This is a genomic window from Paenibacillus sp. J22FR83, assembly GCF_059691955.1.
On the sequence record NZ_JCAUAM010000004.1, the window covers coordinates 374725 to 388947 of the forward strand.

Genomic DNA, 14223 nt, shown 5'->3' on the forward strand with positions numbered 1-14223 from the left:
TATAACGAAATCGTTTCCCTCATGCAAAGAGATAGATGGATTTCGAAAAATAGGAGGAATTAGGATGAATGAATGCATCATCATCAAGGGTGCCCGTGAGAATAATTTGAAAAACATAACATTAACGATTCCGAAATATAAGTTAGTCGTGCTGACAGGACCGTCAGGTTCTGGTAAATCAACGCTTGCGATGGATACACTTCAGCGTGAATGCCAGAGACAGTATATGGAATCCATGGGTATGTCATCAGGTTCAGTAAGCAAACCGAAGGTCGAATCCATTGAAGGACTTTCTCCGTCCATAAGTGTTGGACAGCATGTGACGAACCGAAATCCGCGCTCCACTGTAGGAACGGTAACGGATATTTATACGTATGTCCGGTTTATTTTTTCCCGGTTTGGGGAGCGGATATGCCCGTCCTGCAGCGGACTAATACCGCCATCATTTGAGCAGCAAGGATTGCGCGTAGAGGATGACGAGGAAATGGATCATCCTACGATTGCCTGCCCTCATTGCGAGGTGTCATTGGATAACCTAGGCATGTCGCACTACTCCTTCAACAAGCCGGAAGGAGCCTGTGAGACGTGCAGTGGACTTGGGCATGTCGCGAGCATTCACGAACCCGCGGTGTTCAATCCTGAGCTGAGTCTGCGAGAAGGTGGTGTTGCCTCACTTAGCGGTGTCCATCGTGATATCCAAATCCGTATCCTAGTGGCGGCTGCCAAGCATTATGGATTTGAACTTGATCCCGATCAACCATTGAAGGAATACGGCGACATCCAACTTGATTTGCTGTACTACGGAGTTGAGAGCGAAGCATTTAAGCGACATTTTCCCCATGTGAAGCCAGCCCAAGGTACGAAGTTTGAAGGTGTTATTCCCGGCTTATGGCGGCGCTATAAAGAGAAAGAGGGGGAATCCGGCAGCCAGGAAAAGGATAATAGCTTTTTCCATGAAAAGATGTGTCCAGATTGCCTTGGAGCGCGCCTGAAGAAGGAAATCCGCCTAGTACGGACAGGGGGAGCAACAATCACTGAAGTAGCGGAATGGTCACTTGGCGATGTTTATTCGTGGTTAAGCGAAATACAAAAAGCGATTCCGTCAGAAGGGCAACATATGCTAGAGCCAATCCTTCATGACATGCCTACGAAGCTTAAACGGATTATGGATGTCGGTCTTGGTTATCTTACATTGAATCGTCAAACGGTGACATTATCAGGTGGAGAGACACAGCGGCTGCGATTAGCATCTCTACTAGGATCAGGTTTGACTGGCGTGCTCTATATCCTAGATGAACCAACCACAGGATTGCACCCGCGGGATATGGCTGGTCTCATTCGTGTACTCCAGCAGTTGCGTGATCTAGGCAATACCGTCCTTGTGATTGAGCACGATGTCGAGATGATGCGTGCTGCAGATCATATCATCGATATCGGACCTGGGGCTGGAGAATACGGCGGAACAGTTGTAGGAGAGGGCAGCTTGGAAGATTTGATTTCAAATGAGTCCTCCGTAACGGGTGCTTATTTGCGAGAAGAGCTGCCATCTCCGAAACGGCTTCGCAGCGCAGGGAATGGACAGTACATCACGATCCGGGAAGCACAGTTGCGCAATATCAGTATTCCATCGGTTTCATTTCCATTAGGTTGCTTAGTCGCCGTTACTGGCGTTTCTGGTTCCGGAAAATCGACACTCGTTTTTGATATCCTAGCGCAAGGAGGCAATGGACATGTAAGTGGATGCGAAGAAATTATTGGCATGGACCATGTTGGTCAAACCATTCTCTTTGACCAAATGCCAATGGGGAGAATGCAGCGTTCGAATGTCGCGACCTATACTGATGTGTTTACGCATCTGCGTCAGCTATTTGCTGGATTGCCTGAAGCCAAGCAACGTAAGCTCACATCTAAACATTTTTCATTTAATACATCAGGTGGTCGTTGTGAAACATGTCAAGGTCTAGGTACAATGTCCGTCGATATGAATTTCCTTCCCGATCTGGAAGTGAAATGCCCGGATTGTAAGGGGAAACGATTTACGGATGAGGTTCTCCAGGTTCATTTTCAGGGACAATCCATATCTGATCTGCTGAATATGTCCATACAAGAAAGTCTCGAGATCCTAAAGACAGAAGTAAAAATAGCGGATATCATCGAGATGCTGTGCGAGGTCGGTCTTGGTTATCTGAAATGGGGGCAATCGGTCAAAACCTTGTCAGGCGGTGAGGGACAGCGTATCCGACTCGCCAAAGAATTAAGCAAGCCGACAAAGCATCACACGCTTTACTTATTAGATGAGCCCACTACTGGACTTCATCCATCGGATATCAAGCAGCTGCACGCATTGCTGCGGAAGTTGGTAGACTCCGGCAATACCGTTGTGATTGTCGAACACAGCTTGGAATTAATACGAGAATCCGACTGGGTAATCGATATCGGACCTGAGGGAGGCGCAGCAGGAGGCAAGCTTGTTGCCGTTGGAACCCCTGAGCAGGTAGCTGAGGTTTCTGCGTCGCATACGGGTAGATTTTTGAAACAAATAGTGTGATAAGTGGAGGTAATGAGGATAATGGCAAAAGAAAATAAATTAGGTATCATTATTGGTGGCTTGCTGCTTGCGATTCTAATGGCATCTATGGATAATACGATTGTTGCAACGGCGATTGGGACCATCGTTGGTGACCTAGGCGGGTTTGACAAGTTCATGTGGGTGACATCCGCTTATTTGGTAGCAGAGATGGCGGGTATGCCGATATTCGGTAAATTATCTGATATGTATGGACGCAAACGGTTTTTCATTTTCGGTATTATCGTATTCATGATCGGTTCTGCCTTATGCGGGACAGCAGATTCGATCGTTCAACTGAGCATATATCGCGCAATTCAAGGGATTGGTGGCGGTGCGCTCATGCCGATCGCTTTCACCATTATGTTTGATGTCGTCCCTGCAGATAAACGAGGCAAAATGGGTGGATTGTTCGGAGCGGTATTCGGTCTATCGAGTATTTTTGGTCCGCTGTTAGGCGCATATATAACGGATTATATCCACTGGACTTGGGTTTTCTATATTAACTTGCCACTTGGTTTCATTGCTTTCGTTATGATCGCTTTCTTCTATAAGGAATCCGTCCAGCATTCCAAACAAAAAATTGACTATCTCGGTGCATTTGCGCTAGTAGGTTCCATCGTTTGTCTCATGTTCGCACTGGAGCTTGGCGGTAAACAATATGCGTGGGACTCCAGTACGATTCTTGGATTATTTGCCGCGTTTGCCGTGCTCATCGTAGGCTTTATCTTTATAGAACGTAAAGCAGAAGAGCCAATTATTACGTTCGGTATGTTCAAAAACCGGCTCTATGCAACGAGCAATATCATGGCTATGTTTGCTGGCGCCGCATTCATTACAGCTTCCATCTACATTCCCATCTTCATTCAAGGCGTGCTTGGGGGATCCGCAACGAATTCGGGACTTGTTCTTCTGCCCATGATGCTCGGTTCAGTTGTGACGGCTGCTGGTGGCGGTTCTATGCTCGCTAAGTTCAAATACCGTTCCATCATGATTCCGACATTAGCCATTCTTGTAGTAGGTATAGCCTTGCTCACGACACTAGCCACGGATTCATCCCGATTCTTTGTAACGATCTACATGATTCTGGTTGGTCTAGGGATCGGCGCTTCGTTCTCCGTGCTAAGTAATGCGGCGATCCACGGCTTCTCTGCAAGACAACGCGGTTCAGCAAGTTCAACGCTCAATTTCATGCGTTCACTTGGCATGACGCTAGGGATCACTGTATTTGGTATCATTCAAAGTCATCAGTTTGCCAATCAATTAGCTGGTATGTTTCGTGCTGGTGGTCAAATGCCAGAAGGTGTGGATCTAAGTGACCCGCGTAAAATATTGACACCAGAAACCCGGGAACTCATCCCTGTTCAGGTTCTTGATAAAATTACAGCGGCTTTGTCCTCATCCATCGTTCATACCTTTGCATGGGCCATCATTCCTTCCGTTATCGCCCTTGTGGCTGCATTCGCTATGAGTAAAGAGAAATTTGATCCTGCTGCAGAATTGGAAGCCTATTCGGCTTCTCATTAAGATTTGAAGGGCTGCCTCAGGGCAGTCCATTTTTCAATATTTCAGTAGCTTAAAATGGAAACTATTGGTGAATCATATCGTCTAATTGAATAGTAAATAACGTTTGGAGTGATGCATATTGGAAAGAGCAGGTCTATTTATACGCAAAATAACGATCCTGCTGGCGCTCATGCTAGTTATGCTGCCATTACCGTCATTCGCGGCAGAGTCGCACTGGGTTGAACCTGAACTCAAGAGCTATAAACAGCAGATCATACCGTTTAAGGACGGCAGCTCGATGGAAGGACCGATCACGAGGGAAGAATGGAACTCTTTCTACTTCTACGTTCTCAATCCAGCACGCTATAATGAACCGATTGATATCGGAAACTGGGCAACGATGATGAAGATGGGGGTACAGCTGCCAAAAGGCAAGGAAAGCGACTTAATTGCGGGTTATGTCTATGATCTGGCACCGAAATATGCTCAATATGTGAACCGTGAGACAGCTGTAGGAGGCTTAATCAAATTGCTCACATATAGCCTCATACAGGGAGGCGGGCCAAATAATCAACTGGATGCCAGGCAAGTTTTCTTAGATTTTAAAGACATTAAAGAAATGCATCAAGGGCTTGTTCAAAGCGCGTATCAGTACGGTTTGTTAGACAGCGTAACGACAACTTATTTCCGCCCGAAAGACAATTTGACGAATGCGGAAGCCATTTCGATGATGCACAAAGTGATGAATAGATACGAGGAAGAGGCATTGAAAATTACGCCACCATCTCAACCAGGATTTCCAAGTGTGGTTACTTTATTTGAAAATACACCTATATACAGCTCCAAGGATGCATCTACCGGAATGAACGGGATGATCTCACCGCAGGATGTACGAATCGTTGCCGTTCAAGAGGATTGGCTCACCTATAACAATGTGACAGATACGAAGTGGTTTCAGGTTGAAACTTGGCTTGGACCACAATGGATTCAATTGGAGCTGCAACAGGTGGGCAACTTTGAACGCATAGATACATTTCTGCTCCTTCAGCAGCCAACTTTGCTTCAGGATTCGCCTCACGTTGCTAGCACGCTTTCGGAAGCACTCTCGCCGCAAAAGGTACACGTGATTGGGCTTTTCCGTAGCAAATTTACGGAGTGCTTTTTAATTGAAACATGGGTAGGGCCTAGATGGATAGCGAAACCGAATGGAGCCATGTAAGAAAAATAATGCATTTTACAAAATTTATTGTTTACGTACCTCGCGTAATTTGATAATATTATCGCAATAACAAATGCGTTGAAGAGAAGAGTAAATAAATGGCATCTTTCACAGAGAGCTCCGTCCGCTGAAAAGGAGTAAAGAGAACTTTATTGAACAAAGCCTCAGAGCAGCACATCGGAACCAATTGAGGGGGATGGTGTGACAGGAGCTCCTGTTATAGAGCTAAAGTATACGCAAGGCTTCGGCCTGTCGTACTTGAAGAGGCTGATATGGCGACATATCGGTGAAACTGGGTGGTACCACGAGGATATTAATCTCGTCCCTAAGACTTACAATAGTCTTGGGGGTGGGATTTTTTTGTTATTGCGTAAGAAACTTTATGCACGTGTTATAATATTAGGCACACAGAAGTAAGCTGTTTGAATTAACTATTGAGATGCTTATCATGAATATCATACGAATGTGAAAGGATTTGAATATAGGATGTCGAGAAAATTAAAAGTAGGTATTGTTGGTGGAACAGGAATGGTTGGACAGAGATTCGTTGAATTGCTGGATCAACACCCATGGTTTGAAGTGACTGCAATCGCAGCAAGCAGTGGTTCTGCAGGTAAAACATACGAAGAATCTGTTCAAAATAGATGGAAACTGGCTACACCAATCCCTGAGAATGTCAAACACATTATTGTGCAAGATGCATCGAAAGTGGAGGAAGTTGCCGCTGGGGTTGATTTTATTTTCTGTGCAGTGGATATGAAAAAAGATGAAATTAAAGCTTTAGAAGAAGCTTATGCCAAAACAGGAACGCCAGTTATTTCGAATAACTCCGCGCACCGCTGGACACCAGACATTCCGATGGTTATCCCAGAAGTGAATCCAGGTCATATTGATATTATTGCTGCGCAAAGAAAACGTCTTGGAACATCTACTGGTTTTATCGCGGTAAAACCGAATTGCTCCATCCAAAGCTATGTGCCAGCTCTGAACGCTTTGTTAGATTTTAAACCAACGAATGTGGTTGCATCTACGTATCAAGCTATTTCAGGCGCAGGTAAAAACTTCACAGACTGGCCTGAAATGTTGGATAACGTTATTCCTTACATCGGTGGGGAAGAAGAGAAAAGCGAGCAAGAGCCGCTGCGTATCTGGGGTAGTATCGTAAACAATGAAATCGTTAAAGCGAGTTCTCCATTAATTACGACACAATGTATCCGTGTTCCAGTAACGGACGGACATTTGGCAACAGTGTTCGCTTCATTCGAGAATAAACCATCCAAAGAAGAAATTCTTTCTCGTTGGTTGAACTACAAAGGACGTCCGCAAGAGCTAAATCTGCCGAGTGCTCCGAAACAGTTCATCACGTACTTCGAAGAAGAAAACAGACCACAAACGAAGCTCGACCGTGAAATTGAGCGCGGTATGGGCGTTTCTGTTGGACGTTTGCGCGAAGATAGCATGTTCGATTACAAATTCGTTGGATTGTCGCATAACACATTGCGCGGCGCAGCAGGTGGCGCGGTTCTGATCGCTGAGTTGCTTAAAGCGGAAGGTTATATTCAAGCGAAATAAGGTTTGGAATGGCAGCTCGATAGACGTTAAGGCTGTGGAATGGCGGCGCACGATAGGCTTTAAGGCCCTTTTTGGGCCTTAAAGAATCGTTAAGCCGTGGAAAAGCGGCGCGCGATAAGCGTTAAGGCCCTTATTGGGCCTTAACGTGTCGTTAGGCCGAGGAAGAGTGGCGCGCGGTAGATGTTAAGACCCTTTTTGGGCCTTACAGTGCCGTTAGGCCGTTGAAGAGCGGCGCACGATAGATGTTAAGGCCTTTTTGGGCCTTAAAGAATCGTTAAGCCGTGGAATGGTTGCGCGCGGTAGATGTTAAGGCCCTTTTTGGGCCTTAACTGCTCCCACATGTGCTTGGCTATTCACTTAACAAAGCAAAAAGGGGCAACTCCTGCGTAGATGGCTCTACGTGGAGGTAGCCCCTTTTTGCTTTAATCATGATTCGGATAGCGTTCCTGCAGGAATGTGACCGATTGGCTGATTAAAGCTTTTAAGATATCAACGTTGATATCGGCAACTTTGTTGATGTATACGCAAGCTTTGGCGGCCTCATGTTTGCCAAGCTGCTGCAATAATTCCTCTCGAGCGGTATCTCCCGTTGCAAAGTATAAACTGATTTTGGCTTTGCGCGGTGAGAAGCCAACTAGAGGGGCATCGCCTTCATGACCAGACGCATATTTGTAGTGATACGTGCCGAAACCAATAATGCTGGGACCCCACATTTTCGCTTCATAGCCTGTCACTTCTGTAAAAATATCGACCAATTGATATGCGTCTTCACGCTTTTTAGCGCTTTCTACATTTTCGATAAACTCAAGGACACTGCTGTCCGTTGCTTTCGTTTTGGCTTCGTATGCCAATGCAAACACCCCTTATTGATGAGTCCGATGTGATGGTGAGTCATGATTATTTTACCAAAGTGTGACTTGAAATAGAAACATTTATCAGGGAATAATCGTCTAATACATACGACAGGATGGCATACATTTTATCAAGTGGAAGTAGGGTGGGTGGTTCATGTGGACAAAGCGAAATTACTTTGCGATGGTTCTATGTTCGATTCTTGTAAGCATATTGATTACGGGTTGCGGCACTCAAAAAGTAGCAAAAAAGCAAGTCGAAGTCTACGGGAAAATCACGGCGATTAATGATCAGGGTGGTATCCTGGTCGTTTCAAACGATACATTCATCGGGCAAGATAAGAAAATGCCTGATGCAGATTGGTATAGCATTTCAGACAATGCGGCCATTAAGTTTAATGGGAAAAAGTTGCAATTGAATGAAGTTCAGATTGGGTCTACAGTTAAAGTATGGACGGATGGTATGATGCTAACGAGTTACCCTGGTCAAGCTGCAGGTTTTCGTTTTGAAATCGTAACACAGGACAACGGTGCTGGTGATGCAAGTGGTAAGGTCACTAGCATATTAACAACTGGAGAAGGTGTTAATGTCGAGCGGTTCATTGCTATCGATGGTGCGAAGCAGAGAATACTGCCTTTTACACAACTAAGGAAGGGAAGCGAGCCAGCACAGTTCTCGGATATCATCGTTGGACAGCAGGTGAAAATCTGGTGGGCTGGTTATGAATTCGGTCCGGAGAAGTTTGTGACTAAAATTGTGATAGATCGATAAGTTGCAGGCGTAGTTGAGTGGGTATGGGAGTAGAAATTGATTAGCTGGAAAAACTCCATTTATTTTGCCGATTTTGGGTGGAATTTTGAGAATAGATGGAAAAAATACATCTAATTCACTCACACAAGTTGATTTCGGCCGTTTGGATTGAAAATAGCTGTACTTTTTACAGTTATTCCTAATAAATCGCAGAATTCTGTACAATTAGCTACATATTTTCCATCTATTTGCTCAAAGTAGAGTAGCCAGGCCAGAAATGGTGTTGCAGCAGGAACTGGCGCTAGTGGTAAGGTTGGAATTGGCGTTGTAGCAGGAACCGCCGCTAGAGGTTAGCTTGGACTGGTTAGAATGACTCCAAAGGAAGTGTTCGAATGAGCCAATCGAAAGAGATAGCAATTGACTTGCAATGCGTGCAACAACTGGTCGCTTCACAATTTCCGCAATGGGCAGAGCTTCCGATTCGGCCTGTGGATTCAGCTGGAACAGACAATGCGATCTATCGTCTTGGCGATGAGATGGTGGTTCGGTTGCCGCGTGCAGAATGGGCTATTTGTCAAGTGGAGAAAGAACAGCGTTGGCTGCCGTTGCTAGCTCCGATGATCCCGATATCGCTGCCAGTCCCTTTAGCCAAAGGCGTCCCTACGGAAGACTACCCGTGGTTCTGGTCTGTGTATAGTTGGCTGGAAGGTGAGAATGCGACAGTTGGGCAACTAGACAACTACAAGCAGGCAGCGATCGCACTTGCACAATTCATCAATGCCATGCAGGCAATTGATGCTACAGGTGGCCCTGCGCCTGGTGCTCATAATTCCGGCAGAGGTGAACCCCTAGCCATGAGAGATGGTGCAGTTCGAGATGCCATCACGAGCTTAAATGGGATCATCGACCCTGACGTTGCTTTGGCACAATGGAATTTGGCGCTTCAAGCTCCGCAATGGCAAGAACAAGGCGTTTGGATCCATGGGGACTTACATCCAGGGAATCTTCTAATTGAACAGGGAAGATTAAGTGCCGTGATCGATTTCGGTACGTTAGGTGTGGGGGATCCAGCATGTGACCTCATGGCGGCATGGACTTTTCTCACGAAGGAGAGTCGAGAGGAATTTCGCTCCTTGTTGACAGTTGATGAGGCAACATGGATTCGGGGACGCGGATGGGCGCTTTCCTTCGGATTAATTGCGTATGCTTATTACATAGACAAGAATCCTGGATTGGCGGCAATATCCCGTCGAACAATTGATGAGGTTCTCAATGAATATGTGAAATTTTGAAACTAGAGTGATTTAGATTTACGATGATTTGTAGATAGGAGAAATACATCATGCTTTCGGCCATCTTCCAAGGAATTCTTTTATCAGCAGGTCTGATCTTACCGTTAGGTGTTCAAAATGTATTTGTTTTTAATCAAGGTGTAACGCAATCACGGTTAAGTAAGGCATTGCCTGTCGTTCTAACAGCATCCTTATGTGATACGGCACTTATTACTTTGGCTATTCTAGGCGTTTCCGTCGTTATTGTAACGATTCCAGCTATTAAGTTTGTACTTTTCATATTAGGGATACTTTTCCTCATGTATATGGGGGTTGTTACTTGGACAAGTAAGCCTGCTGCCACATCATCGGATGAGATAGCATTATCACCTAAGAAGCAGATTGCATTTGCGGCATCGGTGTCACTTTTAAACCCTCATGCTATATTGGATACGATTGGCGTGATTGGGACCAGTTCAATCCACTATGTTGGCAGAGAAAAATGGGCATTTGCTATTGCCTGCATACTGGTCTCATGGATATGGTTTTTGGCTCTTGCCGTGGTGGGGAGACAGGTTGGGAAGTTAGATAAATCGAACACATTGATGAGGGTTCTCAATAAAGTTTCGGCTTTGATCATGTGGGTGACGGCCATATTTTTATTGAAACAATTAATGGCTTGATTTCCAAAGAATGTTCCGATTATAGTTACGGAAGCAGGTTTCTAGCTTGGGCGGCATATTATATGAAGAGCCAGGGCAAAGGGTGGCTGCGTTTAGACTGTATGGCAGATAACCCAACACTGAATGACTATTATCTGAACCTCGGTTTCACTCGTCAAGGAAGGTACGATGGCAACGGGTGGAGCGCCCATTTATATGAACGTCAAATTAAATAAGTGATGTGATCGCAGATCAACTAGAGCTGTCCGACAAATAGAATTATCTATTTGCGGGCAGTTTTTATGTATGTGAGGGGGCAAAATCAAGAAATCGTTCTATGAAATAGGGGATTTTGATCCTTGAAGGGTTGAAGAGAAGTTCTTAGAATGAAAGGGGCTTCCTCCCGTTTGTTCTCATTCCAAAGCCCTTTGTGATAGACTAAGAAAATATTTGACACAGACCGCTGAAGCGAGGGATATTTACATGCCGCTATTCCATTGGTTTTCATCCTTAACTTTAAAATATCGCCTATTTCTGGCATTTATTGTGCTCATTCTACTGCCTTTTTCCGTTTTGGATATTTATAATTTCCAGAAGGTGAAGCTCAATTTACAACAAAAAACGAGTGAGCAAAGCCTTCTCCAAATGAACAAAATGAATGAATCACTTGAAAGTCTGTTAGCTACGACATTTAAAACGATTACGATGTTCGAGCAAGATTCTTCCGTCATTTCGGTATTAAAGCAACCGGAAGTCGCTGATCAAATAATAAATCAACGCAAAATTGAAGAACGTTTCCGCTCGGTAACGAACAGTCTGTTCATTTCCAGCCCGCCGGTTTTCTATACAATTGTTGATTTACTTGGTAATGTGTATACCTCTTTCCCACCAGCGCAGCGTTTGAATTATGACGTGATACAGGCAAAGCCATGGTTTCAAACTGCGTTAACAGCCTCTGCACCTTACAAATGGCAATTGGAAAGTAATGAAGTGTTGTTCGATGTTAACAAAAGTCCGCAGCTTGTAGCGATTTCTACGCCTCTCAGGGATGCAGACAGCACCATTCGAGCGATCATCCATATCGCGGTGGACTATGAAAGCTGGTTTAAATCTGCGACTAATGGAAGTGCAACTTCCGAGCAATATTATTTAATAGATCAACATGGAAATGAGATCGTGCATGCTAACACAGGAAAGGCAACGATGTCATTGGAAGCACCCATTATTAATCGGTTGTTATCAGACAGTTCCAACAGCGGTTTCTTCACACATGGGAGTACGTTTATTAACTATACCGTTGTACCATCTTTCCAAGCATATTTGATCAAAACAGTTCCTTCTAACGTGCTCTTTGCTGAGCTTCGAGCGATTCAGAACGCGTATATGGGGACGCTAATTTTATTCACTATTGCCTTCATCATTATGACGTTTCTCATCGCATCTGCGGTTACGCGCCCACTTCAACTCATTCAGAATAAAATGCAAGATGTCGTTCGTAAAGAGCTGAAAGTACGTCTTCCTGATCAGAAATATGGCGGGGATATCCAGCCGATTGTACAAGCATTTAATCAGATGATTGTTGATATGAACGGCCTCGTGCAGCGATTAAAAGTAGAGGAGCGCCAGAAGGAAGCAAGTCGCTTCCAAATGCTGCTTTCGCAGATGAACCCTCACTTCTTGTTGAATACGTTGAACACCATACGCTGGCTGGCCTTGGATAAAGGGGACTCCGCGATCCCGAAGATTTGTGTGTCCCTTGGCAGATTGACGGAGGCGGGTCTTAAGCTCGATGTGGATCTGATCCATCTGGAACAAGAATTAGAGCTTGTTCGTGGCTATGTCTATATCCAACAATTCCGATATGATCAGCAATTTCAAGTTGACTATGTGGTTGCTGATGAGTTGAAATACGCACTTGTTCCTAAACTCAGCCTGCAACCCATTGTTGAAAATGCCATCTATCATGGCATCTCACAGATACAAGAGAACGGACATATTTCGATCCATGTGTACACGGTAGACGCTCAACTTATCCTAGAGGTGGTCGATAATGGTGTCGGACTTGCCTATAGCGAAGGACTGTCCAAAGAGGATTCCCATGGTATCGCTTTACAAAACTTGCGAGAGCGTTTAGCCCTTCTTTTCAGAAAAGAAGCCAGTCTGACTTTCGTTCCAGTACCACACGGATGTACGGTTCGGATTCAGCTTCCACTGCTAATGTCCACCCCCTATCAGAAAGGAAATGATCACCATGTGGACGGTACTACTCGTTGAGGATGAGGTTTTCGTTCGAAGAAAAATGAAAGAAACGATGCCGTGGAAGGAAATGGGCTTCACCATCATTGGGGAAGCAGGCAATGGCATCGAGGCCATGCATAAAATTCGAGAATGCCAACCTGACGTTGTAATCTCGGATATTGTGATGCCGTTGATGAACGGCGTGGATTTGTTAAAGCAAGCGCGGAAGGAAGGGTTCTCCTGCCGTTTCGTCATGTTGACGGTGATGAGTGACTTCGACAACGTTCAGCAAGCGCTGGAGTTCGGAGCGACGAGCTACATGTTGAAACTGTACATGGATCAACCAACATTAGCAGAGACGATGAGCAAGGTAGAGAAGGAGCTGATCGAGCGTAGAAATACCGACATTCGAGAAGCTCAATCCGTGTTGCGCAAGCTGTGGAAGGTCATGGTGGGAGGAGTCCCACCCTTGGATGCAAACGGAATCGAGTTTGAGGTTCCAGGAGTTCATGGGCGTGACTTCAGCATCATCGCAATACAACACGGTCGTCAAGCATACGCATTAGATGATTTCATGATACTTAACCTGCTGGAAGACGATGTGGCATCCATTGCGGTCTGGCATTCGATAACCATCGAAGGTGTTAGCTATTTCTTCATGTGGCTGCCAGCTTCTACACATTTCAGCATGAATACAGAACTACCTTTACCCTATAGCCTCGTCTATACAGATTTAACTCCATCTGCAAAGCTTATGGAAGCATGGCAGAGCGTCCTAGTGTCACTCAATAGGGAGTGGTACACGCCCACTTTCAGTGCCAAACTATGCACTGCCCTAGGTTCAACTCTGCAGGAAACTGGAGATACGTGGGGCTTGGAGCATGAAATCTGGCACAATCTGGAGCAGTTAAGATGGGAGGCCGTTCTTGGAGCTGTCAATGAACTGTGGGAGAAATTCGAAGCCAAGCATGCGCCGCAACGGCAAGTGAAACAAGCTGCCGCGCGCATTGTGCATTTGTGTGCGAGAATATCTCAACTTACCACGTCAGACGAAGAGGTGCTGCTTGCAACGGACCATGTGCACCTTAAATCGGCGTTCATAGCTCGCTTGGAAGCACATTTCAAACATTTGAGCGCTTCGCGCATTCCGAAATCGGATCATCCCGAGATCAACAAGATCATTACTTATTTACACGAGCAGTACGCGGAAGAAATTACTTTAGATACACTGGCAAAGTTAGTTTGTATGGATGACAAATACGTTAGCGGTTTATTTAAGAAGAAGCTGGGAGTCAGCATCATTCAATATTTGCATGGGATTCGAATTGAACATGCCCAGAGATTGCTTCGTGAGACGGATCGGACGATTAGCGAAATAGGTGAACGCGTTGGATTTGCGAATGATAATTATTTCATTAAAATTTTCAAACGTTTCACAGGCGGAACGCCTGCAAGCTTCAGGAACCGAACATAACCCATTTTGCATGGATGCATGTATGTATTTAACAATGTGACTTTTGTTCTATGAATTCATGGATTCTGTTTCTTATTCACATTCGGAATGGGTGATAAAGTAGGAACTGTAAG

Annotated in this window: 11 protein-coding genes and 1 other annotated feature; of the genes, 10 read left to right on the forward strand and 1 reads right to left on the reverse strand. The window is 45.1% G+C overall.

What is annotated here, in order from left to right:
• The first annotated feature begins 64 nt into the window (after window positions 1-64).
• The 4 genes from uvrA to asd all read left to right on the forward strand — a co-directional run bounded on the left by uvrA (window position 65) and on the right by asd (window position 6863).
• The gene (gene uvrA, locus AC58PV_RS10165; protein WP_497432131.1) at window positions 65-2548 is read left to right on the forward strand and encodes an excinuclease ABC subunit UvrA; all 2484 of its coding nucleotides are present in this window, start codon (window positions 65-67) and stop codon (window positions 2546-2548) included.
• Window positions 2549-2569: 21 nt separating this feature from the next.
• The gene (locus AC58PV_RS10170) at window positions 2570-4093 is read left to right on the forward strand and encodes an MDR family MFS transporter (RefSeq protein ID WP_497432132.1); all 1524 of its coding nucleotides are present in this window, start codon (window positions 2570-2572) and stop codon (window positions 4091-4093) included.
• Between the two features lie 118 nt (window positions 4094-4211).
• Window positions 4212-5291, forward strand: coding sequence for a hypothetical protein (locus AC58PV_RS10175; protein WP_497432133.1), 1080 nt, complete (start codon window positions 4212-4214; stop codon window positions 5289-5291).
• A gap of 69 nt (window positions 5292-5360) precedes the next feature.
• Window positions 5361-5621 (forward strand) — a binding site (T-box leader).
• Window positions 5622-5777: 156 nt separating this feature from the next.
• Window positions 5778-6863, forward strand: a complete 1086-nt coding sequence (gene asd / locus AC58PV_RS10180) for an aspartate-semialdehyde dehydrogenase (RefSeq protein WP_497432134.1) — start codon at window positions 5778-5780, stop codon at window positions 6861-6863.
• A gap of 422 nt (window positions 6864-7285) precedes the next feature.
• On the opposite strand, the gene AC58PV_RS10185 is transcribed toward asd, so the two are convergent.
• The gene (locus AC58PV_RS10185) at window positions 7286-7714 is read right to left on the reverse strand and encodes a DUF1801 domain-containing protein (RefSeq protein ID WP_497432135.1); all 429 of its coding nucleotides are present in this window, start codon (window positions 7712-7714) and stop codon (window positions 7286-7288) included.
• A gap of 157 nt (window positions 7715-7871) precedes the next feature.
• On the opposite strand from AC58PV_RS10185, the gene AC58PV_RS10190 reads away from it, so the two are divergent.
• From AC58PV_RS10190 to AC58PV_RS10215, 6 genes are all read left to right on the forward strand, one after another.
• Window positions 7872-8486 carry a DUF3221 domain-containing protein gene (locus tag AC58PV_RS10190; protein WP_497432136.1) on the forward strand — a complete coding sequence of 205 codons (615 nt, stop codon included), beginning with the start codon at window positions 7872-7874 and terminating at the stop codon, window positions 8484-8486.
• 371 nt (window positions 8487-8857) lie between these two features.
• Window positions 8858-9757 (forward strand): aminoglycoside phosphotransferase family protein, encoded by a 900-nt coding sequence (locus AC58PV_RS10195; protein ID WP_497432137.1) that lies wholly within the window; start codon window positions 8858-8860, stop codon window positions 9755-9757.
• 50 nt (window positions 9758-9807) lie between these two features.
• On the forward strand, window positions 9808-10419 hold the full coding sequence (locus AC58PV_RS10200) for a LysE/ArgO family amino acid transporter (protein ID WP_497432138.1): 612 nt from the start codon (window positions 9808-9810) through the stop codon (window positions 10417-10419).
• A gap of 62 nt (window positions 10420-10481) precedes the next feature.
• A complete protein-coding gene (locus tag AC58PV_RS10205; RefSeq protein WP_497432139.1) occupies window positions 10482-10634 on the forward strand; it encodes a hypothetical protein in 153 nt (50 codons plus the stop codon).
• Window positions 10635-10881: 247 nt separating this feature from the next.
• A complete protein-coding gene (locus AC58PV_RS10210) occupies window positions 10882-12672 on the forward strand; it encodes a cache domain-containing sensor histidine kinase (RefSeq protein WP_497432140.1) in 1791 nt (596 codons plus the stop codon).
• Complete coding sequence (locus AC58PV_RS10215) at window positions 12650-14110, forward strand: response regulator transcription factor (RefSeq protein ID WP_497432141.1); 1461 nt, start codon at window positions 12650-12652, stop codon at window positions 14108-14110. Before AC58PV_RS10210 ends, AC58PV_RS10215 begins: the two co-directional genes overlap by 23 nt.
• The last annotated feature ends 113 nt before the right edge of the window (window positions 14111-14223 follow it).

Bases quoted from the DNA above. Each gene is read 5' to 3' on its own strand.
- uvrA (WP_497432131.1), top strand. From the start codon at position 65: ATGAATGAATGCATCATCATCAAGGGTGCCCGTGAGAATAATTTGAAA.
- AC58PV_RS10170 (WP_497432132.1), top strand. From the start codon at position 2,570: ATGGCAAAAGAAAATAAATTAGGTATCATTATTGGTGGCTTGCTGCTT.
- asd (WP_497432134.1), top strand. From the start codon at position 5,778: ATGTCGAGAAAATTAAAAGTAGGTATTGTTGGTGGAACAGGAATGGTT.
- AC58PV_RS10190 (WP_497432136.1), top strand. From the start codon at position 7,872: ATGTGGACAAAGCGAAATTACTTTGCGATGGTTCTATGTTCGATTCTT.
- AC58PV_RS10195 (WP_497432137.1), top strand. From the start codon at position 8,858: ATGAGCCAATCGAAAGAGATAGCAATTGACTTGCAATGCGTGCAACAA.
- AC58PV_RS10200 (WP_497432138.1), top strand. From the start codon at position 9,808: ATGCTTTCGGCCATCTTCCAAGGAATTCTTTTATCAGCAGGTCTGATC.
- AC58PV_RS10205 (WP_497432139.1), top strand. From the start codon at position 10,482: ATGAAGAGCCAGGGCAAAGGGTGGCTGCGTTTAGACTGTATGGCAGAT.
- AC58PV_RS10210 (WP_497432140.1), top strand. From the start codon at position 10,882: ATGCCGCTATTCCATTGGTTTTCATCCTTAACTTTAAAATATCGCCTA.
- AC58PV_RS10215 (WP_497432141.1), top strand. From the start codon at position 12,650: ATGTGGACGGTACTACTCGTTGAGGATGAGGTTTTCGTTCGAAGAAAA.